Annotated in this window: 26 protein-coding genes and 5 tRNA genes; 13 read left to right on the forward strand and 18 right to left on the reverse strand. The window is 70.8% G+C overall.

Features of this window, described 5'->3' with window-relative positions:
- The first annotated feature begins 166 nt into the window (after positions 1–166).
- Both GPA10_RS35765 and GPA10_RS35770 read left to right on the forward strand, forming a co-directional pair.
- A complete protein-coding gene (locus tag GPA10_RS35765) occupies positions 167–400 on the forward strand; it encodes an Lrp/AsnC family transcriptional regulator (protein WP_016642988.1) in 234 nt (77 codons plus the stop codon).
- Positions 401–420: 20 nt separating this feature from the next.
- Complete coding sequence (locus tag GPA10_RS35770; RefSeq protein ID WP_425505877.1) at positions 421–921, forward strand: DUF3515 domain-containing protein; 501 nt, start codon at positions 421–423, stop codon at positions 919–921.
- A gap of 54 nt (positions 922–975) precedes the next feature.
- On the opposite strand, the gene GPA10_RS35775 is transcribed toward GPA10_RS35770, so the two are convergent.
- The 3 genes from GPA10_RS35775 to GPA10_RS35785 all read right to left on the reverse strand — a co-directional run bounded on the left by GPA10_RS35775 (position 976) and on the right by GPA10_RS35785 (position 4,088).
- Positions 976–2,166 carry a D-alanine--D-alanine ligase family protein gene (locus GPA10_RS35775; protein WP_058847483.1) on the reverse strand — a complete coding sequence of 397 codons (1,191 nt, stop codon included), beginning with the start codon at positions 2,164–2,166 and terminating at the stop codon, positions 976–978.
- Between the two features lie 129 nt (positions 2,167–2,295).
- Entirely contained in the window at positions 2,296–3,306 is a 1,011-nt protein-coding gene (locus GPA10_RS35780) for an NAD(P)H-dependent glycerol-3-phosphate dehydrogenase (RefSeq protein WP_343041690.1), read from the reverse strand.
- Positions 3,303–4,088, reverse strand: coding sequence for a lysophospholipid acyltransferase family protein (locus tag GPA10_RS35785; protein WP_343041691.1), 786 nt, complete (start codon positions 4,086–4,088; stop codon positions 3,303–3,305). The genes GPA10_RS35780 and GPA10_RS35785 overlap by 4 nt, the downstream gene beginning before the upstream one ends.
- Before the next feature lie 222 nt (positions 4,089–4,310).
- On the opposite strand from GPA10_RS35785, the gene cofC reads away from it, so the two are divergent.
- Both cofC and GPA10_RS43085 read left to right on the forward strand, forming a co-directional pair.
- Positions 4,311–4,955: a 2-phospho-L-lactate guanylyltransferase gene (gene cofC, locus GPA10_RS35790; protein WP_343041692.1), complete on the forward strand. Its 645-nt coding sequence runs from the start codon at positions 4,311–4,313 to the stop codon at positions 4,953–4,955.
- 79 nt (positions 4,956–5,034) lie between these two features.
- Complete coding sequence (locus GPA10_RS43085; RefSeq protein WP_058847487.1) at positions 5,035–5,238, forward strand: hypothetical protein; 204 nt, start codon at positions 5,035–5,037, stop codon at positions 5,236–5,238.
- A 144-nt stretch (positions 5,239–5,382) separates the two neighbouring features.
- Here the strand turns inward: GPA10_RS43085 and GPA10_RS35795 are convergent, their stop codons facing one another.
- From GPA10_RS35795 to leuC, 4 genes are all read right to left on the reverse strand, one after another.
- The gene (locus GPA10_RS35795) at positions 5,383–6,096 is read right to left on the reverse strand and encodes an HU family DNA-binding protein (RefSeq protein ID WP_343041693.1); all 714 of its coding nucleotides are present in this window, start codon (positions 6,094–6,096) and stop codon (positions 5,383–5,385) included.
- A gap of 180 nt (positions 6,097–6,276) precedes the next feature.
- Positions 6,277–6,513 carry an SCO5555 family protein gene (locus GPA10_RS35800; RefSeq protein WP_030566864.1) on the reverse strand — a complete coding sequence of 79 codons (237 nt, stop codon included), beginning with the start codon at positions 6,511–6,513 and terminating at the stop codon, positions 6,277–6,279.
- Positions 6,514–6,825: 312 nt separating this feature from the next.
- Complete coding sequence (gene leuD, locus GPA10_RS35805; RefSeq protein ID WP_157169069.1) at positions 6,826–7,422, reverse strand: 3-isopropylmalate dehydratase small subunit; 597 nt, start codon at positions 7,420–7,422, stop codon at positions 6,826–6,828.
- Between the two features lie 6 nt (positions 7,423–7,428).
- Positions 7,429–8,853 carry a 3-isopropylmalate dehydratase large subunit gene (gene leuC, locus GPA10_RS35810; RefSeq protein WP_058847490.1) on the reverse strand — a complete coding sequence of 475 codons (1,425 nt, stop codon included), beginning with the start codon at positions 8,851–8,853 and terminating at the stop codon, positions 7,429–7,431.
- Positions 8,854–9,030: 177 nt separating this feature from the next.
- On the opposite strand from leuC, the gene ndgR reads away from it, so the two are divergent.
- On the forward strand, positions 9,031–9,747 hold the full coding sequence (gene ndgR, locus GPA10_RS35815; RefSeq protein ID WP_058847491.1) for an IclR family transcriptional regulator NdgR: 717 nt from the start codon (positions 9,031–9,033) through the stop codon (positions 9,745–9,747).
- Positions 9,748–9,967: 220 nt separating this feature from the next.
- Here the strand turns inward: ndgR and GPA10_RS35820 are convergent.
- The 9 genes from GPA10_RS35820 to GPA10_RS35860 all read right to left on the reverse strand — a co-directional run bounded on the left by GPA10_RS35820 (position 9,968) and on the right by GPA10_RS35860 (position 14,010).
- A tRNA-Glu gene (locus GPA10_RS35820) sits at positions 9,968–10,043 on the reverse strand.
- 28 nt (positions 10,044–10,071) lie between these two features.
- A tRNA-Gln gene (locus GPA10_RS35825) sits at positions 10,072–10,143 on the reverse strand.
- 20 nt (positions 10,144–10,163) lie between these two features.
- A tRNA-Glu gene (locus tag GPA10_RS35830) sits at positions 10,164–10,236 on the reverse strand.
- A gap of 61 nt (positions 10,237–10,297) precedes the next feature.
- A tRNA-Glu gene (locus tag GPA10_RS35835) sits at positions 10,298–10,370 on the reverse strand.
- A 41-nt stretch (positions 10,371–10,411) separates the two neighbouring features.
- A tRNA-Gln gene (locus GPA10_RS35840) sits at positions 10,412–10,483 on the reverse strand.
- 89 nt (positions 10,484–10,572) lie between these two features.
- Positions 10,573–11,307, reverse strand: coding sequence for an HAD family hydrolase (locus GPA10_RS35845; RefSeq protein ID WP_157169070.1), 735 nt, complete (start codon positions 11,305–11,307; stop codon positions 10,573–10,575).
- Positions 11,308–11,402: 95 nt separating this feature from the next.
- On the reverse strand, positions 11,403–12,893 hold the full coding sequence (gene gltX / locus GPA10_RS35850) for a glutamate--tRNA ligase (RefSeq protein ID WP_079086246.1): 1,491 nt from the start codon (positions 12,891–12,893) through the stop codon (positions 11,403–11,405).
- Positions 12,886–13,692: a fumarylacetoacetate hydrolase family protein gene (locus tag GPA10_RS35855; protein ID WP_343041694.1), complete on the reverse strand. Its 807-nt coding sequence runs from the start codon at positions 13,690–13,692 to the stop codon at positions 12,886–12,888. Before GPA10_RS35855 ends, gltX begins: the two co-directional genes overlap by 8 nt.
- 138 nt (positions 13,693–13,830) lie before the next feature.
- Entirely contained in the window at positions 13,831–14,010 is a 180-nt protein-coding gene (locus tag GPA10_RS35860) for a hypothetical protein (protein WP_157169071.1), read from the reverse strand.
- 572 nt (positions 14,011–14,582) lie between these two features.
- Between GPA10_RS35860 and GPA10_RS35865 the strand changes: the two genes are divergently transcribed.
- The 8 genes from GPA10_RS35865 to GPA10_RS35900 all read left to right on the forward strand — a co-directional run bounded on the left by GPA10_RS35865 (position 14,583) and on the right by GPA10_RS35900 (position 25,541).
- Positions 14,583–18,632: a sensor histidine kinase gene (locus tag GPA10_RS35865; RefSeq protein ID WP_343041695.1), complete on the forward strand. Its 4,050-nt coding sequence runs from the start codon at positions 14,583–14,585 to the stop codon at positions 18,630–18,632.
- Positions 18,633–18,641: 9 nt separating this feature from the next.
- Positions 18,642–19,055 (forward strand): roadblock/LC7 domain-containing protein, encoded by a 414-nt coding sequence (locus GPA10_RS35870; protein WP_058847496.1) that lies wholly within the window; start codon positions 18,642–18,644, stop codon positions 19,053–19,055.
- A gap of 147 nt (positions 19,056–19,202) precedes the next feature.
- On the forward strand, positions 19,203–19,610 hold the full coding sequence (locus GPA10_RS35875; RefSeq protein WP_058847497.1) for a DUF742 domain-containing protein: 408 nt from the start codon (positions 19,203–19,205) through the stop codon (positions 19,608–19,610).
- Positions 19,591–20,193, forward strand: coding sequence for a GTP-binding protein (locus GPA10_RS35880; protein WP_343041696.1), 603 nt, complete (start codon positions 19,591–19,593; stop codon positions 20,191–20,193). The genes GPA10_RS35875 and GPA10_RS35880 overlap by 20 nt, the downstream gene beginning before the upstream one ends.
- Before the next feature lie 341 nt (positions 20,194–20,534).
- Positions 20,535–23,822, forward strand: coding sequence for a sensor histidine kinase (locus GPA10_RS35885; RefSeq protein ID WP_343041697.1), 3,288 nt, complete (start codon positions 20,535–20,537; stop codon positions 23,820–23,822).
- A 10-nt stretch (positions 23,823–23,832) separates the two neighbouring features.
- A complete protein-coding gene (locus GPA10_RS35890; RefSeq protein WP_030361925.1) occupies positions 23,833–24,246 on the forward strand; it encodes a roadblock/LC7 domain-containing protein in 414 nt (137 codons plus the stop codon).
- 94 nt (positions 24,247–24,340) lie between these two features.
- Complete coding sequence (locus tag GPA10_RS35895; protein ID WP_343041698.1) at positions 24,341–24,976, forward strand: DUF742 domain-containing protein; 636 nt, start codon at positions 24,341–24,343, stop codon at positions 24,974–24,976.
- Positions 24,957–25,541 (forward strand): GTP-binding protein, encoded by a 585-nt coding sequence (locus tag GPA10_RS35900; RefSeq protein WP_030566837.1) that lies wholly within the window; start codon positions 24,957–24,959, stop codon positions 25,539–25,541. Before GPA10_RS35895 ends, GPA10_RS35900 begins: the two co-directional genes overlap by 20 nt.
- Before the next feature lie 183 nt (positions 25,542–25,724).
- Here GPA10_RS35900 and GPA10_RS35905 read toward each other — a convergent pair whose 3' ends face one another.
- On the reverse strand, positions 25,725–25,916 hold the full coding sequence (locus tag GPA10_RS35905) for an acyl-CoA carboxylase subunit epsilon (protein WP_058847500.1): 192 nt from the start codon (positions 25,914–25,916) through the stop codon (positions 25,725–25,727).
- A gap of 59 nt (positions 25,917–25,975) precedes the next feature.
- On the reverse strand, positions 25,976–26,157 hold a 182-nt coding region (locus GPA10_RS35910), incomplete at its 5' end, for a carboxyl transferase domain-containing protein (protein WP_281364874.1).

The following is a 26,157-nucleotide window of genomic DNA, read 5'->3' on the forward strand; positions in this document are numbered from 1 at the left end:
GAGCCGTCCCTGTCGTCGGTACGGTCGACGTGACCGTCAACCTCTGTTGTCCGTCCGCCGCGATGTGCACGCCACAGCTCCCCCGGGTCTCCCCGTGGCGAGCGGCGACGCGGTACCGTGGCGTCCCTTCTCCCCACATGATCCTCGTGGCCGCCCTGGAGGTTCCGTGGTACAGGCGTACATCCTGATCCAGACCGAGGTCGGCAAGGCGTCGACCGTCGCCGAGCTGATCGGCAAGATCCCGGGAGTGATCCAGGCCGAGGACGTGACCGGTCCCTACGATGTCATCGTGCGCGCGCAGGCGGACACGGTCGACGAACTCGGCCGCATGGTGGTCGCCAAGGTCCAGCAGGTGGACGGCATCACCAGAACCCTGACCTGCCCGGTCGTGCACTTGTAGCCCCCGTCTACCCTGGCCCGGTGAACTTCCCCCGTCTCCGGCGCCGCTGCTCCACCGGCATGTCCGCTGTCGCACTCCTGCTCGCCACAGCGGCCTGCTCATCAACGGACGACAGGGCCTCGGTGGTGGTTCCGTCCCCGGCCGCGAAGGCCGCGGGGCTCTGCCGGGATCTGCACGCACAGCTCCCGGAGAAGGTCGACGGGCTCCATCGCTCCGACCCCGCGCCGAAGTCGGATCTGACCGCCGGGTGGGGAGACCCGGCGATCATACTGCGCTGCGGTGTCGAACAGCCCCCGGAGATGCTCGACCCGGAGGTGGCCAAGTCGGACGGCGTGAAGGTGAACGGCGTCGCCTGGCTGCTGCAGAAGCGCGACGACGGGTCGTACGTCTTCACCACCGGGCTGCGTCTGGCGTACGTCGAGGTGACGCTGCCGAAGGAGCGGACGGGGAACGGCCTGGGCCCGCTCACCGACTTCGCCGCACCCATCAAGAAGACGATCCCCTTCGGCGTCGCCCAGTAAGGGGCGCGGGCCCCGCGCCCCTCCGGGCCCCCGTCGTCGTCCAGTGGTCGTCGTCTAGCGCAGCCCGGTGGACCGGGAGAGCGCCGCCTGAATGAGGCGGTCGACGAGTTCCGCGTAGCCGACGCCGCTCTTCTCCCACATCTGCGGGTACATGGAGATCGGTGTGAAGCCCGGCATGGTGTTGATCTCGTTGATGACGAACTGCCCGTCCTCGGTGAGGAAGAAGTCCGCGCGCACCAGGCCCTCACAGGACGCCGCGTCGAACGCGGCCACCGCGAGCCGCTGCACCTCCGCGGTCTCCTCCGGGGTGAGCGGGGCGGGCACGAGTCCGGGCGTCGAGTCGATGTACTTCGCCTCGAAGTCGTAGTAGTCGTGGGCCTGCACCGGCGGGATCTCGGCGGGCACGCTCGCGCGCGGCCCGTCCTCGAACTCCAGGACGCCGCACTCGATCTCACGGCCGCGGAGCAGCGCCTCGACGATGATCTTCGGGTCGTGGCGCTGTGCCTCGGCAATGGCCTCGTCGAGGCCATCGAAGGAGTCGACCTTCGTGATGCCGATCGACGAGCCCGCGCGCGCGGGCTTGATGAACAGCGGCCAGCCGTGCTCGCCCGCGAAGTCCGCGACGCGCTGCCGGGCCTCCTTCTCCTCGCGCTGCCACTCGCGCGGCCTGATCACGAGGTACGGGCCGACGGGCAGCCCGAAGGAGGTGAAGACCCGCTTCATGTACTCCTTGTCCTGGCCGACGGCCGAGGCGAGCACGCCCGCGCCCACGTAGGGCACGCCCGACAGTTCCAGGAGGCCCTGGAGGGTGCCGTCCTCGCCGTAGGGGCCGTGCAGCATCGGGAAGACGACGTCGACCTCGCCGAGCGCCTTGGGCACGGTGCCGGGCTCGCTGTAGACGACTTCGCGGTTGCCCGGGTCGACCGGCAGGACGACACCGCCCTCGGCCGACTCGGCGAGGTCCGCCACGCTCGGCACCTTGCGGTCGGCGATGGCCATGCGGTCGGGCTCGTCGGCCGTCAGCGCCCAGCGCCCGTCCGTCGTGATGCCGATGGGCAGCACGTCGTACTTGCTGCGGTCGATGGCGCGCAGGACGGCGCCGGCGGTGACGACGGAGATGCCGTGCTCCGAGCTGCGACCGCCGAACACGACGGCCACCCGCGGCTTGCGGGGCTGCCCGGACGGGTCGGTGCCGGGACGCGCGGTGCTCTGCTCAGGGCTCTGGGGGAGGTTCTCGCTGCTCATATCGCGTTGAGCGTACCCGGTGGCCCCTGCGACGTCAGTGTGCAGCCGGTGACCAGCGGGTCAGGCGCGGCCCGCCGGTGACCGGCGGGCCGGACGCGCTCCGCCGGTGCGGGGCGCGTCCGTGGGCGCTCAGCGCCGTTCCGGCTTGGCGCTGCGCGACATCAGCTCCTTGAGGGCCACCAACGGCGGGGTGCCCTCGTGCACGATGCCGACGACCGTCTCGGTGATGGGCATGTCGACGCCGTGCCTGCGGGCCAGATCGAGCACGGACTCGCAGGACTTGACGCCCTCGGCGGTCTGGCGGGTGACCGCGATGGTCTCCTCCAGGGTCATGCCCTTGCCGAGGTTGGTGCCGAAGGTGTGGTTCCGCGAGAGCGGCGACGAACAGGTGGCGACCAGGTCGCCGAGGCCCGCGAGACCGGCGAAGGTCAGCGGGTCCGCGCCCATCGCGAGGCCGAGCCGGGTGGTCTCGGCGAGGCCGCGGGTGATCAGTGAGCCCTTGGTGTTGTCGCCGAGGCCCATGCCGTCCGCGATGCCGACGGCGAGCCCGATGACGTTCTTGACGGCGCCGCCCAGTTCGCAGCCGACCACGTCGGTGTTGGTGTAGGGCCGGAAGTACGGGGTGTGGCAGGCCGTCTGAAGGCGTACGGCGACCGACTCGTCGCGGCAGGCGACCACGGAGGCGGCGGGCTGCCGGGCGGCGATCTCCCGCGCCAGGTTCGGGCCCGTGACCACGGCGATCCGCTCGGCGGGAGCCTTGGTGACGTCCTCGACGACCTCGCTCATGCGCATCGCGGAGCCGAGCTCGACGCCCTTCATCAGGGAGACGAGCACCGTGTCGGGGGCGAGCAGCGGCGTCCACGCGGCGAGGCCCGCGCGCAGCGTCTGCGAGGGCACGGCGAGCACGGTGAAGTCGGCGGCGTCCGCGGCCTCGGCCGCGTCGGTGGTGGCGCGCACGTTGCGCGGCAGCTCGACGCCCGGCAGATAGTCCGGGTTGGTGTGCGTGGAGTTGACCGCGTCGGCGAGCTCCGCGCGGCGGCCCCACAGGGTGACGTCGCAGCCGGCGTCCGCCAGGACCATGCCGAAGGCCGTCCCCCACGAGCCGGTTCCGAAGACGGCGGCCTTCAGGGTTCGGGTCACTTGCTCTCCTCAGAACTGCCTTGCTCCGTACGGCCGCCGGCGGCGCCGGGGTCCGCGGCCCTGCGGCGCTGCGCGAGACGGACTTCCCGCGGGTCGTAACGCTTCTGCGGGGCCTTCTCGCCGCGCAGCTCCGCGAGGAGTTCGGTGACGGCGGCCATGATGGCCTCGGTGGCCTCCTTCAGGAGGTCCGGGGTCATCTCCTTGTCGTAGAAGCGCTCCAGGTCGACGGGCGGTCCCGCGAGCACGTGGTGCGTCTTGCGCGGCAGCACCGCGGGCTTCTTCGCGTACGGCGGCAGCACGTGGTTGGCGCCCCACTGGGCGACCGGGACGACCGGGCACTTGGTCTGGAGCGCGACGCGCGCGACCCCTGTCTTGCCCGTCATGGGCCACAGGTCCGGGTCGCGGGTCAGGGTGCCCTCGGGGTAGAACGCCACACATTCACCGCGCTCGACCGCGTCGATGGCGGCCCGGAAGGCGCTCAGCGCATTGGTGGTCTCGCGGTAGACCGGGATCTGCCCGGTGCCCCGCATGAACGCCCCGATGAAGCCCTTCTTGAAGAGCCCGTGCTTGGCGAGGAAACGCGGTACCCGCCCCGTGTTGTACTGAAAGTGGGCGTACGCGAACGGGTCGAGATGCGAATTGTGGTTCACGGCGGTGATAAATCCGCCGTCAGCCGGAATGTGCTCCATTCCCCGCCAGTCCCGCTTGATCAGAACCAACAGCGGCGGTTTAGCGATGACCGCCGCCAGGCGGTACCAGAAGCCGATTCTGCGGCGGGACACTCGGACACCTTCCTCCATGAGCCGGGTCGGCCGCACAAGTGTCGCCCCAGGCTGCCGTCCTGTCGAGAACACCGTACGCCCACCCGTCCACCGCCACCCCCTTCGCGCCCCCTCGTGCCCGAGGGCCCGGACCCGGCACCGCCGCCGGCCCCCGCACCCCAGGCCTCCGCCACCTTCTTCCCGCAGGTCACAATGGGCCCGACGCGAAGGACGGAGCCCGGTGTGCAGTGGACCCTGGTGATACCGCTCAAGCCGCTGGAGCGGGCCAAGAGCCGACTCGCGGCAGCCGCCGGTGACGGCTTGCGGCCCGCTCTCGCCCTGGCGTTCGCGCAGGACACGGTGGGTGCGGCGGTGGCCTGCCCGTCCGTGCGGGATGTGGTGGTCGTCACGGACGACGTGCGGGCGGGCCGCGAACTGACGGCGCTCGGTGCCCGCGTCGTCCCCGACACCCCCGCGGACGGCCTGAACGCCGCCCTCGCCCATGCGGCGCTCCAGGTGCGTTCGACGCGGCCCCGGGCGGCCGTGGCCGCGCTCAACGCCGATCTGCCCGCGCTGCGCCCCGCGGAATTGGCCCGGGTCCTCGATGCCGCCGCGCACTTCCCGCGGGCTTTTCTCCCGGACGCCGCGGGAATCGGCACGACCTTGCTGACCGCGGCTCCCGGAACCGAATTGCGGCCACAATTCGGCGGGGCCTCGCGCGCCCGCCACCGGGACTCCGGCGCGCGGGAACTCGGGGCCGCCGAAGCGGGTGCCGCCTCTTCCGTGCGCCAGGACGTGGACACCGGCGACGACCTGCGCACCGCGCTCGCCATCGGGGTGGGCCCGTACACGGCCGCGGCGGCGGCCGGGCTGCTCATCCCGGACTGAGGAACCGGGGCCCGGGAGCAGCGGGACCGGGAACCGCCAGGGCCGGGGGCCGCGGCGGCGGACTGAGTACGCTTCCCCCATGCAGGCCACCGCGTACACGTACGACTCCGACACCCGCACCGGCAGCGTGCTCCTCGACGACGGCACCCCGGTGCCCTTCGACGCCCCCGCGTTCGACGCGGGCGGTCTGCGCCTGCTCAGGCCCGGTCAGCGGGTGCGCATCGAGGTGACCGGCGCGGGCGAGGCCCGCCACATCACGCTGGTCACGCTCCAGACGTTCTGACCGGCCGCCGCACCCGAACGGCCCCGCGCCGCCGTGTCCCCCCGGATCGCGCGCGGCGCCCGTGTCCCCCGAACAGCCCCGCACACGCCGCGGGCCGGGCTCCCCTGGGGGAGTCCGGCCCGGCGCGTGAGTGCCCTGCAGCCCTTACTTCTTGCGGGCGGTGGCCTTCTTGGCGGTGGTCTTGCGCGCCGTCGACTTCTTGGCGGGCGCCTTCTTGGCCGTGGCCTTCTTGGCGGGCGCCTTCTTGGCGGCGGCCTTCTTGGCGGTGGTCTTCTTCGCCGTCGCCGCCTTGGCCGTCTTCTTGGCGGTGGTGGCGGCCTTCTTCGCCGTGGCCGTCTTCGCCGTCTTCTTGGCGGCAGCGGTGGTGGTGGCCTTCTTGGCCGTGGTCGCCTTCTTGGCGGTGGCCGTGGTCTTCTTCGCCGCCGGGGTCGCCTTCTTGGCGGCGGCGGTGGTCTTCTTGGCCGTGGCCTTCTTGGCGGTGGTGGCCTTCTTGGCGGCCGCCTTCTTGACCGTCGCCGAAGCGCCGCCGGTCAGGCTGCCCTTGGGCGCCTTCTTCACCGCGACGTCGTTCTTCGGGAGCTTCTTCGAGCCGCTCACCAGGTCCTTGAAGCCCTGGCCCGCGCGGAAGCGGGGCACCGAGGTCTTCTTGACCCGCACGCGCTCCCCGGTCTGCGGGTTGCGGGCGTACCGGGCCGGGCGGTCGACCTTCTCGAACGAGCCGAACCCGGTGACCGAAACGCGGTCACCGCTGACGACGGCACGGACGACGGCGTCCAGGACCGCGTCCACGGCGTCGGCGGCCTGCTGCCGGCCACCGACCTTGTCGGCAATCGCTTCTACGAGCTGCGCCTTGTTCACGTCTTCCCCTTCGGAGACATTGCCTGAGCGAATCCGCCAGGCTTTTTCGCACGTTAGGCAGATATATACCGCAAATCAAACACGAAACGGGCTAATCACCCTTGTGCCGCAACAACCTGAGCTCTCGGGGAGTTCCCCGAAGGTCCGTTGAGGCACGGAAGGCCCGTTGAGGCCTGCCGCTCAGACGTCTTCGGGGATGCGGCCCTCGTCGCCTTCGTCGAGGTACGCCATCAACCGCTCCAGACGCCTTGCCGCATCGGCGAGATCGTGTTTGGCCGCGGCCGTAATGACCAGCAGCTTCCGGGTCAGCGCCATCCGTACGCCCTCCGGGACTTGCAGTGCGCGCACCCGGGAGTGCGCTTCCTTCAGTTGGTCGGCGACGAGGCCGTAGAGCTCGAGTTGGTCGTCGCGTCCCATGCACCGATTGTGCCATCTGGGGCGAGTTGTCGCCTCCGCAGGGGGTAACTACCCTCGCCAGGCGCCGTTCTGAGGATACCCGCACTCGCCGGGTGCAAGTGGGTTTCCGGCCTCTTCTTCCCTTCAGATCAAGGCAGTTGCGACCACCCGTTCAGGTCATCGCGGGACATTCGGGGCCGGACACAGATGTACCCCCAACCGTCCACGATTGGGGGTACATCGGGTGCGAGCGGCCCTGGAACCGGCCGGCGAAGCGGGGGTGGCGAGGTGGCCACGAGTGGGGCGGCCGTACCGCCACCCTGGTGAACCGGGTCAGCCGACCTGCACGGTGCGCGGCTTGTGAGCGGGGCGGCCCGCCTCGTACGCGGCGATGTCCTGCTCGTTCCTGAGCGTGATGCTGATGTCGTCCAGGCCGTTCAGGAGCCGCCAGCGGGCGTTCTCGTCCAGCTCGAACCCGGCCGTGACGCCGGGGGCGCGGACTTGGCGTTCGTGCAGGTCGACGGTGATCTCGACCTCCGGGTCCGCCTCGGTCAGGGCCCACAGCTCGTCCACGACGGACTGCTCCAGAACCACGGTGAGCAGGCCGTTCTTGAGCGAGTTGCCGCGGAAGATGTCGGCGAAGCGGGCGGAGACGACGGCCTTGAAGCCGTAGTTCTGCAGCGCCCAGACGGCGTGCTCGCGGGAGGATCCGGTGCCGAAGTCGGGCCCGGCGACCAGCACGGTGGCCCCCTGCCGCTCGGCTTTGTTGAGCACGAAGTCGGGGTCCTTGCGCCAGGCTTCGAAGAGGCCGTCCTCGAAGCCGTCCCGGGTGACCTTCTTCAGCCAGTGGGCGGGGATGATCTGGTCGGTGTCGACGTTGCTGCGGCGCAGCGGGACGGCCCGGCCGGTGTGCGTGGTGAAGGCTTCCATGGCTGATCAGACTCCGGCGGTGGTGGGGGCTTCGGCGAGGTCGGCGGGCGAGGAGAGCCGGCCGGTCACCGCGGTGGCGGCGGCGACCTGCGGCGACACCAGATGGGTGCGCCCGCCCTTGCCCTGGCGGCCCTCGAAGTTGCGGTTGGACGTGGACGCGGAGCGCTCGCCGGGGGCGAGTTGGTCGGGGTTCATGCCGAGGCACATCGAGCAGCCCGCGTGCCGCCATTCGGCGCCCGCCGCGGTGAAGACCTTGTCGAGGCCCTCCTCGACGGCCTGGAGGGCGACCCGCACCGACCCGGGCACGACCAGCATCCGTACCCCGTCGGCGACTTTGCGGCCCTCGATCACGGCGGCGGCCGAGCGCAGGTCCTCGATACGGCCGTTGGTGCAGGAGCCTACGAAGACGGTGTCCACGGTGATGTCGCGCAGCCGCTGGCCCGCGCTCAACCCCATGTACTCCAGGGCCTTTTCGGCGGCGAGCCGCTCCGAAGCGTCCTCGTACGAAGCCGGGTCGGGGACGTCCGCCGACAGCGGCAGGCCCTGGCCCGGGTTGGTGCCCCAGGTGACGAAGGGCGACAGGGCGGCGGCGTCGATGTAGACCTCGGCGTCGAAGACCGCGTCGTCGTCGGTGCGCAGCGTCCGCCAGTAGGCGAGGGCCTCGTCCCAGTCCGCGCCCTGCGGGGCGTGCACACGGTCCTTGAGGTAGGCGAAGGTGGTCTCGTCGGGGGCGATCATGCCCGCGCGGGCGCCCGCCTCGATGGACATGTTGCAGATGGTCATGCGGGCCTCCATCGAGAGCTTCTCGATGGCCGGGCCGCGGTACTCCAGGATGTAGCCCTGGCCGCCGCCGGTGCCGATCCTGGCGATGATGGCGAGGATCAGGTCCTTGGCGGTGACGCCTTCGGGCAGTTCGCCGTCGACGGTGATGGCCATGGTCTTCGGGCGGGCCATGGGCAGCGTCTGGGTGGCCAGGACATGCTCGACCTGGGAGGTGCCGATGCCGAAGGCGAGCGCGCCGAAGGCGCCGTGCGTGGAGGTGTGGGAGTCGCCGCACACCACCGTGGTCCCCGGCTGGGTCAGTCCCAGCTGCGGTCCCACGACGTGGACGACGCCCTGCTCGACGTCGCCGAGCGGGTGCAGCCGCACGCCGAAGTCGGCGCAGTTCTTGCGCAGCGTCTCCAGCTGGGCCCGGGAGACCGGGTCGGCGATGGGCTTGTCGATGTCGAGGGTCGGGGTGTTGTGGTCCTCGGTGGCGATGGTGAGGTCGAGCCGCCGCACCTGCCGGCCGGCCCCGCGGAGGCCGTCGAACGCCTGCGGGCTGGTCACTTCGTGCAGCAGGTGCAGATCGATGAAGAGGAGATCGGGCTCGCCTTCGGCGCGCCGGACGACGTGGTCGTCCCAGACCTTCTCCGCCAGAGTCCTACCCATCGCTTTCCCTCCGACCGGCGGCCTTGCCGGCCCAACTAGAGAATCGGAACGCCGACGCACGTCCCCCGTACGCACGTAGGCAGCGGGACCGTTGGTCCGCGGTCCGCTTCTCCAGGGTGGCGGGTTCCCGGGAAATGTGAACTTGCGTTTCACAGAGTGAGACGCAAGTATCGTTGCATGGACAACTCTAGCGGCGTTGGCGTCCTCGACAAGGCAGCCCTTGTCCTGGGCGCACTGGAGTCCGGTCCCGCCACCCTTGCCGGGTTGGTCGCGGCCACCGGGCTCGCTCGACCCACGGCCCACCGGCTGGCCGTGGCCCTGGAACACCACCGCATGGTGGCCCGGGACATGCAGGGCCGTTTCATCCTCGGTCCGCGCCTCGCGGAGCTGGCCGCGGCGGCGGGCGAGGACCGCCTCCTCGCGACGGCGGGCCCCGTGCTCACACATCTGCGGGACGTGACGGGCGAGAGCGCGCAGCTGTACCGCCGCCAGGGCGACATGCGCATCTGCGTCGCCGCGGCGGAGCGCCTCTCCGGCCTCCGGGACACGGTGCCGGTGGGTTCGACGCTCACGATGAAGGCGGGTTCGTCGGCGCAGATCCTGATGGCCTGGGAGGAGCCGGAGCGGCTGCACCGCGGCTTGCAGGGCGCGCGCTTCACGGCCACGGCGCTCTCGGGTGTGCGGCGGCGGGGCTGGGCCCAGTCGATCGGTGAGCGCGAGCCGGGGGTGGCGTCGGTGTCGGCGCCGGTGCGCGGCCCGTCGAACCGGGTGGTGGCCGCCGTGTCGGTCTCGGGGCCGATCGAGCGCCTGACCCGGCATCCGGGCCGGATGCACGCCCAGGCGGTCATCGACGCGGCGGGACGCCTCTCCGAGGCCCTGCGCCGCACCAGCTGACGCACGCGTGCGCCCCAGGCGCCACAGCAGCTGACACACGCGTGCGCCCCAGCTCCCGCCCCGCGGCCTCAACGCCGCGGCTGCGGGCCGGGAGTTGGCGGCGCGCGGGAGCACCGGGCTGCCCCGCGGCCTCCGGCCGTACGAGATCCTCTGGCTGTACGGAACCACCGGGCTCCGGACGCACGAAGAAGCCCTCCCCTGCTGGGGAGGGCTTTCTCGGTGGTACCCCCGACCGGATTCGAACCGGCGCTACCGCCTTGAGAGGGCGGCGTGCTAGGCCGCTACACAACGGGGGCGTGGATCTTACGTTTCCGCAGATCCGAGCTGGTCTACCAGGACTCGAACCTAGACTAACTGAACCAGAATCAGTCGTGCTGCCAATTACACCATAGACCAATGTGGTTTAGACCAGTTCGTACCCCCGACCGGATTCGAACCGGCGCTACCGCCTTGAGAGGGCGGCGTGCTAGGCCGCTACACAACGGGGGCCCTAGCGATCCTGCATCAGCGACAGTGGGTGCGACCCGGCTGTCGCCGCGGGAAGGATCAGTACCCCCGACCGGATTCGAACCGGCGCTACTGCCTTGAGAGGGCAGCGTGCTAGGCCGCTACACAACGGGGGCTTTGCGGATCATGATCCGCGGTTGCAGAAAAGCTCTGCGAGCTGGCCTACCAGGACTCGAACCTAGACTAACTGAACCAGAATCAGTCGTGCTGCCAATTACACCATAGGCCACCGGAACGCAATCCCCTGGAGGGAGATTCTGTTCGGCTTGCGCCTCCCGGCCGGACCTTTCGGCCCTCTCGGGCGGCGCAGGAAGAACATTACCCGAAGGTGGACGGCGCTCCAAAACGGGTATCGGCCAGCAACAGCGCGGGCAGCTCGGCGAGGCCGCCGATGCGGTGCACTCCCTCCGGCCCTTCCTGCGCGGAGCCGTTGCGGTCGAGCCAGATGCCGACCAGGCCCGCGTCCCGGGCGCCCCGGGCGTCGATCTCCGGCTGGTCGCCCACGTACGCGATCTCCGCGGGCGCGAGGCCGAGCGCCTCGCAGACGGCGTGGAAGGCCTCGGCGGCGGGCTTGGAGACGCCGAGTTCGGCGGCGCACAGAACGGTCTCGAAGCGGTCGTACAGGCCGAGCACCTGCAACTTGTGCTCCTGGACGACATGGGCGGAGTTGGAGAGGACCGCGTGCCGGTAGCCGTCGGCGAGGGCGTCGAGGGCCGGCACGGTGTCCGGGAAGAGCGACCAGGCGGCCTCGTAGTGGGCGCGGTAGCGGTCGAACCAGGCGTCGGCCTCCGTGTCGTCGAGGTCGCCGAGCGCGCCGCCGAGGAAGTCGCGTACGCGGTCGCGGCGCTGGGAGGGGAAGTCCACCTCGCCGGCGCCGAAGCGGGCCCAGTGGCGGCGCGTGGTCTCCTTCCACAGCGCGAGGGCCTCCTGGGCCGTGCCGTACCGCTCCAGGATGTCCTCGGCCACGAGGTGCGCGCGCATGCCCGCGGAGTCGGCGGACGCGTAGTCGAAGAGGGTGTCGTCCACGTCCCAGACCACAGCTTTGATCGCCATGCCCCGAACGTACGCGAAGGGCCCGGCGGCCGTGGCGGCTTCCGGGCCCTTCGGTGTGCGCTACACGTGGACGACCACGTGCCGTGCGCGGGTGACTACTGTGCGGTGAGCTTCGCCAGGGCCGCGTCGACGCGGGTCAGCGTCGCGTCCTTGCCGAGGATCTCCAGGGACTCGAAGAGGGGCAGGCCGACCGTGCGGCCGGTGACGGCGACGCGGACGGGGGCCTGGGCCTTGCCGAGCTTGAGGCCGTGGGCCTCACCGGCGGCGAGGACGGCTTCCTTCAGGGACTCGGCGGAGGACCAGTCGGCCGCCGCCAGCTTCTCGCGGGCCGTGCGCAGGAGCGCGTCCGAGCCCTCCTTCATCGCCTTGGTCCAGGAGGCCTCGTCGAAGACCGGCTCCGGCAGGAACAGGAAATCGACGTTGTCCGTGATCTCGGAGAGGACCTTGAGGCGGGTCTGGGCGTGCGGCGCGATGGCCTCCCAGACCGCCGCGTCGAAGTCCTCGGGAGCCCAGGGGGCGTGCGGGGCGCGCAGCCAGGGCTCGCAGGCAGCGGCGAACGCCTTCACGTCCAGCATCCGGATGTGGTCGGCGTTGATCGCCTCGGCCTTCTTCAGGTCGAAGCGGGCCGGGTTGGAGTTCACGTCGGCGAGGTCGAACTTCGCGATCATCTGGTCGATCGTGAAGACGTCCTGGTCGGCGGAGAAGGACCAGCCGAGCAGCGAGAGGTAGTTGAGCAGCCCCTCGGGCAGGAAGCCGCGCTCGCGGTAGAGGTTCAGGCTCGCCTGCGGGTCGCGCTTGGAGAGCTTCTTGTTGCCCTCGCCCATGACGTACGGCAGGTGGCCGAACTGCGGGGTCGTCTTCGCGACGCCCAGCTCGATCAGCGCCTTGTAGAGCGCGATCTGGCGCGGGGTCGAGGAGAGCAGGTCCTCGCCGCGCAGGACGTGGGTGATCTCCATCAGGGCGTCGTCGACCGGGTTGACCAGCGTGTACAGCGGGGCGCCGTTGGCGCGCACGATGCCGTAGTCGGTGACGTTCTCGGCCTGGACGGTGATCTCGCCGCGGACCAGGTCGGTGAAGGTGGTGGCCTCGTCGGGCATCCGGAAGCGGACGATGTGGCTGCGGCCCTCGGCCTCGTACGCCTGCTTCTGCTCGTCGGTGAGGTCGCGGCACTTGCCGTCGTAGCCGGACGGCCTGCCGGCGGCGCGGGCGGCCTCGCGGCGGGCGTCTAGCTCCTCGGTGGTGCAGTAGCACGGGTAGGCGTGCCCGGCGTCCTGGAGCCTGGTGGCGACGTCGCGGTAGATGTCCATGCGCTGCGACTGGCGGTACGGCGCGTGCGGGCCGCCGACCTCGGGGCCCTCGTCCCAGTCGAAGCCCAGCCAGCGCATGGAGTCGAGGAGCTGCTCGTAGGACTCCTCGGAGTCACGGGCCGCGTCGGTGTCCTCGATGCGGAAGACCAGGGTGCCGCCGTTGTGCCGGGCGTAGGCCCAGTTGAACAGGGCGGTGCGGACCAGGCCCACGTGGGGGTTGCCGGTCGGGGAGGGACAGAAACGTACCCGGACGGTGTCGTCGGGAGTCGCGTTAGCCACGCTTGATCACCTTGTTGGTGAGAGTGCCGATGCCTTCGATGGTGACGGCGACCTCGTCGCCGACGCCGAGCGGGCCGACCCCTGCCGGGGTGCCCGTGAGGACGACGTCGCCGGGGAGCAGCGTCATCGCCTCGCTGATGTGGACGATGAGGTCCTCGATGGGACGGATCATGTCCGTGGTGCGGCCGAGCTGGCGCTGTTCGCCGTTGACCGTGCACTGGATGGTGAGGTCGGCGGCGCGCTTCAGGTCGATGCCGGTCTCCACCCAGGGACCCAGCGGGCACGCGGTGTCGAAGCCCTTGGCGCGGGACCACTGCTTCTCGCGCTTCTGGACGTCACGCGCGGTGACGTCGTTGGCGCAGGTGTAGCCGAGGATGACGTCGGCGACCCGCTCGCGGGGCACCTCGCGGCACATCCGGCCGATGACCACGGCCAGCTCGGCCTCGTGGTGCAGGTCCTGCGAGAAGGAGGGGTACTCGATGGCGGCGCCGGGGCCGGTCACGGACGTGGACGGCTTGAGGAAGGCGACCGGCGGCTCGGAAGGCCCTGGCAGCTCGTTGCCGAGCTCCGCCACGTGCTCCGCGTAGTTGCGGCCGATGGCCACGACCTTGCTGGGGAGCACGGGCGGGAGCAGCCGGACCTTGCTCAGCGGGACCTTGGTGCCGGAGAGCTCGAAGTCCGCGAACGGGATGCCCTTGATGATGTCGAGGACGAGTCCCTCGGTGCTTCCGGGGGGAGCTTCGCCCTCGACCGCGCCGAAGGCGACGTTGCCGTCGATGGAGAACCTGGCGATGCGCACGGGGCCCCTTTTTACGTGGGTGGAGGTTGCCGCCCCAGTCTATGGGGCCGCGCCCCTCCTCCCCCTTTCGCCGCTGCGCGGCTCGTCCTCAGACGCCGGACGGGCTCATGCCTTCTCGCCCGGCGCCGCGCCCCTTCGTCACGGCGCTTCCATCAGCACCGTGCGGCGGGGGTTCGCCGTCTGGGCGGGGAGGGTCACGGGGGGCGTCGACGACTCCGGCTGCTCCGTCGCGGCCCTGACGCCGTCGGCGCCGTCGAGGTGCGCGAGCGTGGTGCGGCGCGGGTTGGCTATGTTGCGGAACATCAGCGTGGACTTCATCTGCGGTTCAGACCCTGTCGGTTGGGGCGCCGCTGGCTGGACGCCGGTTGTCGGTTTCGCCATCCCTGTAAAGCGTTAGGCTAAACATGCAATTCCCGACCAAAGTCCAGATGAGGCCATGATCTTCATGTGAGTTTGCTCACGAATGACTGGGCAAATAGGTCAATTCCGGCTAGTGGTCTGCCCATTGAAAACGGACAATGCCTCCCTGAAGGCCCCATTCCGCTCCTGATCATGAACACTGGGACACCTGCCGCGCTCGACAATCTCGTACGGGAAAGTCCGTTATGGGCGAGTTCACTTTCTACGTCTCGTAACTCGCCCATCACATGCGGTCACGGAGTTCGTGGCCTGGCTCACGGGCCTTGTTGGAGATCCTGCACTGTGCTGGAATTCCCGGGACCGCCGCGGGATCGAACCGGCGCGCAGGGGCGCAACGCAGCGCCGATTGGCGGCGGGAAGGGGGAGCAGCGCCGGTCTCACGACCACCAAGGGGTGCCTGGCGCCCCGAGACGCCGACACCGTCCCGCCGTCAACGCGGCAGGACGCCTGGTCCAGAGGTTGCGACGCTAGTGCAGGGACGTTTCAAGAGGGATGGCAAGGGGTCTCCCCAGGCCGACCGCGGTCGAGGGGACGCTGCGGCTGAGCCGGAGCGCGGCGGGAGTGACCGCGGCGCCTCGGCCAAGGGCGCCCAGCGCCCCGGACCGGTGCAGTCCGGTGACGGCGGCACGGGTGCCGGCCGCACGGGCGCCGGTCCGGCCGCGGGCGGAGCGCTGCCGCAGGGGGCCAAGACACCCCCGGGTCCCGGCCCCCGAATAGCCCTGCGCAACTGGCGCATCTCCACCCGTCTGATCTCGCTCCTGGCGCTGCCCGTCATCACGGCGACCGGTCTCGGCGTCCTGCGTATCAACTCGTCGATGGACGAGATCGAGCAGCTCGACAACATGAAGCTGCTGACCGACATGACCAAGCAGGCCACCGAGCTGGCCGCGGCGCTCCAGGAGGAGCGCGACCAGTCGGCGGGTCCGCTCGCGCACGGCGCGAAGGACACGGACTTCGTCGTCAAGGGCTCCCGGGACAAGACGGACCGGGCCTACAAGAGCTTCCTGCGCGGCACCCAGGATCTGGAAGACAGCGGGAACGACAACGACAAGGGTCTGCTCGGCGTCCGCCAGAGCACCATCCAGATCACCCGGCAGCTGCAGAAGATCAACGACGTACGCCGCAACGCGTACACCGACGAGAAGTCCTACTCGCAGACCGTCGACGCCTACAGCCAGCTCATCGAGCAGCTTCTCGCCCTCTCCGAGGACATGGCGCAGGCGACCAGCAACCCGGACATGATCCAGCGCACCCGCGCGCTGGCCGCGTTCTCGTCCGCCAAGGAGTACGCCTCCGTCCAGCGCGCCGTCATCGCGGCCGCGCTGCCCGCGAACAACCGCGAGTTCGGCCAGCTCTCCGAGACCGACCGCCGGTACGCCTTCTCCGCCCTGGACAAGGAGAACTCGGAGCTCCAGTCCTTCAACCGGATCTACGCCGGTGACCGCGAGAAGCTCCTGAAGCCCATCAGCGAGGGCAACGCCTCCATCGAGGCCGCCAACTCCTACGCCAAGCGCGTCCTGGAGCAGGAAGGCGGCATCAAGCTCCGCGGCAAGCGCTCCTACAAGGACTGGGTGGACGCCGACTCCACCAAGATCCAGGAGATGTCGAAGATCGAGCTGACGCTGCTCGACGAGATGGAGCAGAAGGCCCGTTCGCTGCGGAACGAGTCCGAGCAGCAGGCGATCCTCAACGGTGCGCTCATCCTCGTGGTGCTCGGCGTCTCGCTCGTCGGCGCCTTCGTGGTGGCCCGCTCCATGATCCGCTCGCTGCGCCGGCTCCAGGACACCGCCACCAAGGTCGCCCAGGACCGCCTGCCCGAGCTGGTCAAGCAGCTCTCCGAGTCCGACCCGCAGGACGTCGACACGTCCGTGGAGTCGGTCGGTGTGCACTCCCGGGACGAGATCGGCCAGGTGGCCGCGGCCTTCGACGACGTGCACCGCGAGGCCGTCCGCCTCGCCGCCGAGCAGGCCCTCCTGCGGGGCAACGTCAACGCGATGTTCACCAACCTCTCGCGCCGCTCCCAGGGCCTCATCCAGCGCCAGCTCTCGCTCATCTCCGAGCTGGAGTCGCGCGAGGCCGACCCGGACCAGCTCTCCTCGCTGTTCAAGCTCGACCACCTCGCGACCCGCATGCGCCGCAACGGCGAGAACCTCCTCGTTCTCGCCGGTGAGGAGCCCGGCCGCCGCTGGACCCGCCCCGTGCCGCTCGTCGACGTGCTCCGTGCCGCCGCCTCCGAGGTGGAGCAGTACGAGCGCATCGAGCTGTCCGCGGTGCCCTCGACCGAGGTCGCGGGACGCGTCGTCAACGACCTCGTGCACCTCCTCGCCGAGCTCCTGGAGAACGCGACCTCGTTCTCCTCGCCGCAGACCAAGGTCAAGGTCACCGGTCACGCGCTGCCCGACGGCCGCGTGCTCATCGAGATCCACGACACCGGCATCGGCCTCTCCCCCGAGGACCTCGCCGCGATCAACGAGCGGCTCGCCTCGCCGCCCACCGTGGACGTCTCCGTCTCCCGGCGCATGGGTCTGTTCGTGGTCGGCCGCCTCTCGCAGCGCCACGGCATCCGGATCCAGCTGCGCCCCTCCGACTCCGGCGGCACGACCGCGCTCGTCATGCTGCCCGTCGACGTCGCCCAGGGCGGCAAGAAGGCCCCGAACAAGCCGGGCGCGCCCGGCCCGACCGGCGGTCCCGCCGCCGCGCAGGCGGCGGCCGGTGCCGCGGCCGCACGGCGTGGCGGCGGTGTAGCCGCGGGCCTCAGCGGCGCCCAGCGCGCCCGCGGCGGTCAGGTCGGCCCCTCAGCCGGTGCTCAGCGCGGCCAGGTGACCGGGCAGGGCCCGCGGGCCGCGCTGCCCGCGCGCGGCGGTGCCCAGGGGCCTTCGGCAGGTTCCCCGTCCGCCGGGTCGCCGGTGGCGCCCGGTGGTCTCGCGGGTGCCGGTGCGTCCGGTCCCGGTGGCGGCGCGGGCGCGAACGGGCCCGCCGGTCTCACCGGTCCTCCCGGCTCGGGACCGCAGCGTCCCGGCACCCGGCAGCCCGGCTTCTCGCAGGGCAGCCGCCCCACCGCGGGCATGCCGCAGCCGCCGGTGCCGCAGCAGCGTACGAACGACGCGGGTCCGGGCACGGGGTCCGGCGGAGACCAGGGCCGCAGGCCGCAGCTCCCGCCGCGTGGCGGACCGCGTGCGGAGCTGCCCGGCGGCTCCCCGCAGCCGCAGCCGCGCACGCCGAGCTGGAGCGACGAGAACGCGCAGCCGCGGGTCTCGCGGGAGCCGTTCGACACGCCCCGCGGCCACGAGGAGCACGAGTCCACCGGTCAGTTCGCGACCCCCGCGGGCCTGGCCGACGACACCCAGGGTCCCGGCTCCACCGCGCAGTTCGACCGTCCCGACTTCGATGGACCGCCCCCGGGCGCGTCCGGCCAGGGCGGCCCCCTGAGCGGTGCCTCAGGGGCCCCGAACGTGGGAGCGACCGGCGAGTTCGTCCGCTCCGACGTGTTCGGCGGGCCCGTCCAGGGCACCCCGCAGAGCGGCCGGACCCCGCACGGCACCGGCGAGTTCACCGTGCCGCGCCCGCCCGCCCCGCGCCGCGGCCAGGGCCCGGGTCAGGGTCAGGTCCCGCACGACGACCGGAACCAGGGCGCCCCCCAGCAGCCGCAGAACCAGCAGCCCCAGAACCAGCAGCCGCAGCAGCCCCAGAACGAGCAGCCGGGTGCGCTCCCGTACGACCAGCAGCCGCAGCAGGCCGAGCTCGACGCCCTGCCGCCCGCGTCCGGTCCGCTGGACGGCCGTACGCCGCTGTACGACACGCTGGAGACCAACTGGTTCTCCCAGCAGGAGCAGGACCGCCAGGCTCAGCAGAGCCCGGGGTCCCAGCAGGAGCAGCACAACCAGCAGGCTCCGCAGCAGGGGGCTCCGCAGCAGTACCACCAGCAGCAGCCGCAGCAGAACCAGCAGGCCGAGCAGGGCCTGCCGACCGACCTGCCGCAGCGGCCGATGCGGCAGGGGCCCCCACTGCGCGGCAACGGCACCGAGCCGGGCCGCCGTCCCGAGCAGGGCAGGCCCGAGGCACCGCAGCAGCCGCTGCTGCCGCGCCGCGACCAGCAGCAGCCGCAGCAACAGCAGCCGCAGCGCCCGGCGCCCGCGCAGGGCCGCCCGGCGGACACTGCCCCGCTGCCCCAGCGCCCGGGAACGGGCGCACCGGCCGCGGGCGGCGGCCACGCGAACAGCACCACCGGCACCACCTCTTGGCGTGCGACGCCCAACGACGAGCTGGGCCGCCAGGCCGAGCGCGTCCGGCAGCCCTCCGCGGGCGGCGTCACCACCTCGGGTCTGCCGCGCCGCGTGCCACGGGCGAACCTCGTGGCGGGCACCGCGCAGCAGGCCCAGGACAGCACGGGTCCGCAGGTCTCGCGCGCACCGGACGATGTGCGCGGGCGGCTGACCAATCTCCGTCGGGGCATTCAGCAGGGTCGTCAGGCCGGCACCGGCCAGACCGGCAGTTTCCCCACTCACCAGCAGGAGCGTTAGTTGAGTCCGATGAGCCAGGCGGCACAGAACCTGAACTGGTTGATCACCAACTTCGTGGACAACACCCCCGGGGTGTCCCACACGGTCGTGGTGTCCGCCGACGGCCTCCTTCTGGCCATGTCCGAGGGCTTTCCGCGCGACCGCGCCGACCAGCTCGCGGCCGTCGCCTCCGGCCTGACCTCCCTGACCGCGGGCGCCTCCCGGATCTTCGAGGGCGGCGCGGTCACCCAGACCGTGGTGGAGATGGAGCGGGGTTTCCTGTTCCTCATGTCCATCTCGGACGGTTCGTCGCTCGCGGTGCTCGCGCACCCGGAGTGCGACATCGGCCTCGTCGGCTACGAGATGGCCCTTCTCGTGGACCGCGCGGGCAGCGTACTCACCCCGGACCTGCGTGCCGAACTGCAGGGCAGCCTGCTGCACTGACCCGGCAAGACGGGTCAGTCCCCCTCGGCCGCCCCACCGTCCGAGCCCATCGACCGTACGAACCGACCACCGTCCGGCCGCCAGTCATGCCCCCACCCGGCTCTGTCAGACGGATCGCAGACAACTGCTGTCCCGCCCGGAGGATCCATGAACCCGCCCACCGCCTCTCACGACCCGTACGGCGCTTCCCATGCCGGGTACGGGATCGAGGGCGACCAGCCGCTGGTGCGTCCCTACGCGATGACCGGCGGCCGGACCCGGCCCCGCTACCAGCTCGCGATAGAAGCGCTGGTCAGCACCACGGCCGACCCGGCCCAGCTGATGGGTCTGCTCCCGGAGCACCAGCGGATCTGCCACCTGTGCCGTGAGGTCAAGTCGGTGGCCGAGGTCTCCGCGCTGCTTTCGATGCCGCTCGGTGTGGCCCGCATCCTCGTCGCCGACCTGGCCGAGGCCGGGCTCGTCGCCATCCACCAGCCGGGCGGCGACGAGAACGCCGGCGGCCAGCCCGACGTGACACTGCTCGAAAGGGTGCTCAGTGGACTTCGCAAGCTCTGACGGAGGCGGCTCCGTGGGCACCGACGCCGGTGGCCGGTCCACCACATCGGCCAAGATCGTGGTGGCGGGCGGCTTCGGCGTGGGCAAGACCACGTTCGTGGGGGCGGTCTCCGAGATCAACCCGCTGCGCACCGAGGCCGTGATGACGTCCGCGTCCGCGGGCATCGACGACCTCACGCACACCGGGGACAAGACCACCACGACCGTGGCGATGGATTTCGGTCGTATCACGCTCGACCAGGACCTGATCCTGTACCTGTTCGGCACGCCCGGCCAGGACCGGTTCTGGTTCATGTGGGACGACCTGGTGCGTGGCGCCATCGGAGCGGTCGTGCTCGTGGACACCCGGCGGCTCGCGGACTGCTTCCCCGCGGTGGACTACTTCGAGAACTCCGGTCTGCCCTTCGTCATCGCCCTCAACGGCTTCGACGGCCACCAGCCGTACACCCCCGACGAAGTGCGCGAGGCACTGCAGCTCGGTCCGGACACTCCCATCATCACCACCGACGCGCGACACCGTGCGGACGCAAAGAGTGGCCTGATCACGCTGGTCGAGCACGCACTTATGGCACGACTCAAGTAGGCGGGGCCATACGGAAGTTGTCGTAGAGCGCACGGAACGATCTGTGTCCTTAGACACGGACGGCTGCCGTGTTCATAACGTTTCGACAGAGAATTGCACCGGCACAGCGACACATCGCGGTCGACCGGTTTCGCTGTGCGCACAAGAGCCCCGCCATTTGGCGGGGCTCGCTCTTTATGACCGATTTATCTGAGGCTTGCACCACTCGGAACTCTTCTCTCCTACTGTTTGGAAGAGCACAGCCTGACGTGCTGGAATGCGCTGAACTGCCCAGTAGCACGGGCCTTTGGAGACGACAGCGGCACCAGCGCAGGAGCCGCCGCCGAGAGGTTGTTGGTCGAGTGAGGCGAAGCAAGACGAGCCCCGCGTCCCCGGACCGGGACACGCGGGGCAACTTCACCCCGCCGCCGCGCGCAGCGGCACCGTCCGCAGACATACCGGGCGGCGAACCGCGGGCCGCCGCCTCCGGCGGTCGTCTGTCGCCCAGAAACTGGCGCGTGCCGACCCGTCTGAACGCGATCCTCCTCATACCCGTGCTCGTCGGCCTCGTCATGGGCGGCTTCCAGGTGAAGGGCGCCATCGACACCTGGGACGAGGCCCGTGACGCCGAGGCCACGGCCCGGCTCGTGCGCGCCTCGCTCGACTACGGCAACCGTCTGATCGAGGAGCGGGACGTCTCCGCCGCTCCCCTGCTCAGGGGTAAAAAGAACGATTCTGCGGTGATCGCGGCCCGCAAGGCCACCGACGCCGCGGCGAGCGCCTTCGACGACGCCGTCGACGACATGCCGAAGAAGGAGGGCCTCGAGCGCCGCCTCGCCGCCTTCCACAAGGTCGAGCCGAAGCTCGAAGGCCTCCGCGAGGCCGCGTACACCAGCAAGCTGCCCGGCGTGCAGACCGAGGAGTCGTACGTCGCCATCCAGCACCCGCTGATGGAGTTCGCCAACGAGCTCGGTCTCGGCACCGGCAACATCACCTCCTACGGCCGCACCGTCTACGCCGTCTCCCTCGCCAAGGCCGCCCTGTCGTTGCAGCGCTCCATCGGTACGCACCTCCTGGTGGAGCCGGGTCCGACCGCGGCCGATCTGTCCAAGCAGCGGATCGCCTTCTCCTCGTACGCGTACCTGGAGAACATCGCCATCGAGGAGTACACCGGCGGCGGCACCCCGCAGGACGTCAAGAAGCTCCAGGACGCGCGCAAGGACCTCGCGGTCAAGGGCAAGCAGCAGTCCGAGGAGGCCGCGGCCGCCGCCCGTGCCAAGGGCGAGAAGTACGTCCCGCTGCCGAGCGGCGAGAAGACCCTCGCCCTGATCGCCGGTCTGTCCTCCACCCAGCCGAGCGCCCGGGTGGAGCTCGCGGGCAAGGGCGTCACGGCGCCCGCGCTGTGGGGTGTCACCACCCTCAAGTTCGACGCGTACCGCACCATCGAGTCGGACCTCGCCGACAAGGCCGTGAACGAGGCGTCCGGCATCGCCGACGACGCCAGGACCGACGCCTTCATCACCGGTGCGATCGTCGTGGTCGCGCTGCTCGCCGCCTTCGTCCTGGCCGGCCTCATGGCCCGGCAGATGAGCCGCTCGATGCGCAGCCTGCGCACCGCCGCCTTCGGCATCGCCGAGCAGCGCCTGCCGATGCTCGTCGACCAGCTCTCGCGCACCGACCCGGGCCGGGTCGACACCCGCGTGCAGCCCATACCGATCACGTCCACCGACGAGATCGGCGAGGTCGCCCGCGCCTTCGACCAGGTGCACCGCGAGGCCGTCCGGCTCGCCGCCGAGCAGGCCCTGCTCCGCGGCAACATCAACGCGATCTTCACCAACCTCTCGCGCCGCAACCAGTCCCTGATCGAGGGCCAGCTGACCCTCATCACGGATCTGGAGAACAACGAGGCCGACCCGGACCAGCTGGAGTCCCTCTTCCGTCTGGACCACCTCGCGACCCGTATGCGCCGCAACGGCGAGAACCTCCTCGTGCTCTCCGGCGAGGAGCCGGGCCGCCGCTGGGACCAGCCGGTCCCACTGGTCGACGTGTTGCGCGCCGCCTCCTCCGAGGTGGAGCAGTACGAGCGCATCGAGCTGTCGGGGGTTCCGGAGGCCGAGATCCACGGTCTCGCCGTGACCGACCTCGTGCACCTGCTCGCCGAGCTCCTGGAGAACGCCACCACGTTCTCCTCGCCGCAGACCAAGGTCAGGGTCACCGCGACGCGTCTCCCCGACGGCCGCGTGATGATCGAGATCCACGACAAGGGCATCGGCCTGACCGCCGAGGACTTCGCGGACATCAACCACCGGCTCGCCAACCCGCCGACCGTGGACGCCGCGATCTCCCAGCGCATGGGTCTGTTCGTGGTCGGCCGGCTCTCCGACCGGCACGGCATCCGCGTCCAGCTGCGCCCCTCCGGCGAGCAGGCGGGCACCACCTCCCTGGTGATGCTGCCGGACGCCATCACCCACGGCGGCGGTGGCGACCAGCCGCCGCACGACGAGTTCACGGTCTCCTCGATCATCCCGGAGCAGCAGGTCCGCGAGGTCGAGCCGCTGCGCACGGCCGCGGATCTCGGCTTCGACGACAGCCGGTACCCGAGCCAGGGCGCCGAGGCCGCCGAGACGGGCGACCAGCTCGACCCGGTGGGACGTTCGCTGCTGCGCGAGGAGCGCCGGGCCGCGCTGGAGGCGCAGGCCCAGACCGGCCGGCCGGCCGAGGGCGAGCGGCCGCTGTTCCGTGACGAGGTCCGGGGCGGCGCGCAGGAGACGTACGAGCAGCCCGGTTACGAGGGCGCGCGGAACGCGTTCGACGGCATGCAGGCTCCGCCGGTCATGGGATACGACCAGCCGCAGGCCGGGTACGACGGACAGCCGGTGGCCGGGTACGACCAGGGTCAGGTCGGCTACGACCCGCAGCCGACCTACGACCAGGGTGCGCAGGCGTACGACGATTCGTACTACACGACCCAGGACGGCTATCAGGGCGACGCTCATACGGAGCCCGCGCTCGACGGGCACGACATCGGCACGCCCGGTGCGCAGGAGCCCTTCGCCACCTACCCGGAGCGGTCCCACCAGGACGACTGGCCGCTGCGGGACGGCTATCAGGACGGCTACCAGAACGACTACGCCCCCGAAGCGGAATCCGCTCCGGCGCCTGACGCGGATACGCACGACCGCGTAGGCTTCGACCGTCCGGGACCTGATCAGGCGCCGTCTCCGGCTCCGTCCGCCACCGCTCACGAGCTGACCGACGCGGGCCTGCCGCGTCGCGGTGCCGCGGCGAACGGCGACGGAGGCAAGGGGGACGGCGAAGGACCGGCGGGCGACGCCCCGCGGGGCGAACGGCAGGACACCGGCTGGCGTACGGCCAACGACGACCGCTGGCAGCGCGCCGAGCAGCTGCGGGAGCCCAAGGCGGGCGGGGTCACCTCGTCCGGTCTTCCGCGGCGGGTGCCCAAGGCCAACCTGGTCGAGGGCACCGCGGAACAGACCCCGCAGGGCGGCCCCCAGGTCTCCCGCGACCCCGAGGAAGTACGGGGCAGGCTGAGCAACCTGCGCCGCGGCGTCCAGCGGGGCCGCAGCGCGGGCAGTGACACGAATGGCCAGGGCTTCAGCCCTGACAGCACCTACAACCAGGAGCGTTAGTGTGAGCCCGATGAGCCAGGCGGCGCAGAACCTGAACTGGTTGATCACCAACTTCGTGGACAACACCCCCGGGGTGTCCCACACCGTGGTGGTCTCCGCCGACGGACTCCTTCTGGCGATGTCCGAAGGCTTCCCGCGCGACCGGGCCGATCAGCTCGCGGCCGTCGCGTCGGGCCTGACCTCCCTCACGGCCGGGGCGTCCCGGATCTTCGAGGGCGGCTCGGTGACCCAGACCGTTGTGGAGATGGAGCGAGGATTTCTCTTCATCATGTCCATCTCCGACGGATCGTCCCTCGCCGTACTCGCCCACCCAGAGGCGGACATCGGTCTCATTGGGTACGAGATGGCACTTCTCGTCGACCGAGCGGGCACCGTCCTCACTCCGGACCTGCGCGCGGAGCTTCAGGGGAGCCTGCTCAACTGACAGACAGACGGTGCGTATTCGCATCCCGGGGCCGTAAGGTTTCGGGACGCGGCTCCACAGTGAGGGGCCGAGCACAGTTTCGGAGGAGGAGTACGTGGCTGCAACACCCCCAGACGGTTCGTCTTCGGCCAACTGGCCTGCCGGCCACGGCCAGGGCCAGGGTGACGGTTCACAGAACCGGTACAACTTCCCCTCCGCGCCCAGCCACCGCCGACAGCCGCAGTACCGGCAGCCGGGGCAGCCGGGTCAGCAGACGCCCGGTCCCGGTGGCGCGTACGGCCAGCCGTACAACCAGCCGTACGACCACCAGCCCTACGCACCCCGGATCCAGCCGGTCCAGTCGCACCGCCGTGCCCCGGAGCCGGCGCCCGCGCCCGCTCCGGCGGCGTCCAACCCGCTGGTGCGGCCGTACGCCATGACGGGCGGCCGTACCAGGCCCCGCTACCAGCTCGCCATCGAGGCGCTGGTGCACACCACCGCACAACCACATCAGCTTCAGGGCCAGTTGCCGGAGCACCAGCGCATCTGCCAACTGTGCCGCGAGATCAAGTCCGTGGCGGAGATCTCGGCCCTGCTCTCCATCCCCCTCGGCGTTGCCCGGATCCTCGTCGCCGACCTGGCGGAGGCCGGACTTGTCGCCATCCATCAGCCCGGCGGCGACGAGACCGCCGGCGGCCAGCCAGACGTGACACTGCTCGAAAGGGTGCTCAGTGGACTTCGCAAGCTCTAGCGGCGGAGCAAAAGACCGCTCCACCACCAGCGCGAAAATCGTGGTGGCGGGCGGCTTCGGCGTGGGCAAGACCACGTTCGTCGGGGCGGTCTCTGAGATCAACCCGCTGCGCACCGAGGCCGTGATGACGTCCGCGTCCGCGGGCATCGACGACCTCACCCACACCGGGGACAAGACGACGACCACCGTCGCCATGGACTTCGGCCGCATCACCCTGGACCAGGACCTGATCCTGTACCTGTTCGGCACCCCCGGTCAGGACCGGTTCTGGTTCATGTGGGACGACCTGGTCCGCGGCGCCATCGGCGCGGTCGTCCTCGTCGACACCCGGCGGCTCGCGGACTGCTTCCCCGCCGTCGACTACTTCGAGAACTCCGGCCTCCCCTTCGTCATCGCCCTCAACGGCTTCGACGGCCACCAGCCGTACACCCCTGACGAAGTGCGGGAGGCCCTTCAGATCGGGCCCGACACCCCAATCATCACCACCGACGCCCGGCACCGCGCGGACGCGAAGAGCGCGCTGATCACTCTGGTCGAGCATGCGCTGATGGCGCGGCTGCGGTAGTTGCTCGGCCGCGGGCCGGTCGTGGTTTCCCGCCGCTGACGCGGCGGGGTCTCCCAATCGTCCCGCAGGGCGGGACGGGTGGGCACAGCCCCCGACCCCGGGCAACCGTTCGCAGCCAGACGCAAATGGGCCCCGTACTCGGACGAGTACGGGGCCCACCTTGCGTTCCGGAAGCGGAAGGGCTCAGCCCTGCCAGCTGTGCGGGGCGCGGAAGCCCGGGGTGCGCTCCAGGCGGCGCCAGCCGGCCTTGGGGCGCCCGTGGGCGGGGGCGGTCGCGGGCTGGGCCGCCGCGCGGGCGAGGAGGATGGCGGTGAGGGCCGCGACCTCCTCGGGCTCGGCGTGGCCCTTCTCGACGCGGATGTCGGGAGTGTTCATGTGCAGCGTTCTCCTTGTGGGTACTGCAAGGCGGGACAGAGAAGCTCAGGGGCCCGCCGCTACTGCGGGGGGTTGCCGTGCTTGCGCGAGGGCAGGTCGGCGTGCTTGTTGCGCAGCATGGCCAGCGAGTTCACGAGGACTTCGCGGGTGGCGGCGGGGTCGATGACGTCGTCGACCAGGCCGCGTTCGGCGGCGTAGTAGGGGTGCATCAGCTCGGACTTGTACTCCTTGACCATGCGGG

It is taken from the genome of Streptomyces typhae (assembly GCF_009755605.1).
GTDB lineage: Bacteria > Actinomycetota > Actinomycetes > Streptomycetales > Streptomycetaceae > Streptomyces > Streptomyces typhae.

Coding starts and splice junctions, on each gene's coding strand:
- GPA10_RS35775 (WP_058847483.1), bottom strand. CDS start 2,166: ATGAGCAGCGAGAACCTCCCCCAGAGCCCTGAGCAGAGCACCGCGCGT.
- GPA10_RS43085 (WP_058847487.1), top strand. CDS start 5,035: ATGCAGGCCACCGCGTACACGTACGACTCCGACACCCGCACCGGCAGC.
- GPA10_RS35800 (WP_030566864.1), bottom strand. CDS start 6,513: ATGGGACGCGACGACCAACTCGAGCTCTACGGCCTCGTCGCCGACCAA.
- leuD (WP_157169069.1), bottom strand. CDS start 7,422: ATGGAAGCCTTCACCACGCACACCGGCCGGGCCGTCCCGCTGCGCCGC.
- leuC (WP_058847490.1), bottom strand. CDS start 8,853: ATGGGTAGGACTCTGGCGGAGAAGGTCTGGGACGACCACGTCGTCCGG.
- ndgR (WP_058847491.1), top strand. CDS start 9,031: ATGGACAACTCTAGCGGCGTTGGCGTCCTCGACAAGGCAGCCCTTGTC.
- GPA10_RS35845 (WP_157169070.1), bottom strand. CDS start 11,307: ATGGCGATCAAAGCTGTGGTCTGGGACGTGGACGACACCCTCTTCGAC.
- GPA10_RS35860 (WP_157169071.1), bottom strand. CDS start 14,010: ATGAAGTCCACGCTGATGTTCCGCAACATAGCCAACCCGCGCCGCACC.
- GPA10_RS35870 (WP_058847496.1), top strand. CDS start 18,642: ATGAGCCAGGCGGCACAGAACCTGAACTGGTTGATCACCAACTTCGTG.
- GPA10_RS35875 (WP_058847497.1), top strand. CDS start 19,203: ATGAACCCGCCCACCGCCTCTCACGACCCGTACGGCGCTTCCCATGCC.
- GPA10_RS35890 (WP_030361925.1), top strand. CDS start 23,833: ATGAGCCAGGCGGCGCAGAACCTGAACTGGTTGATCACCAACTTCGTG.
- GPA10_RS35905 (WP_058847500.1), bottom strand. CDS start 25,916: ATGAACACTCCCGACATCCGCGTCGAGAAGGGCCACGCCGAGCCCGAG.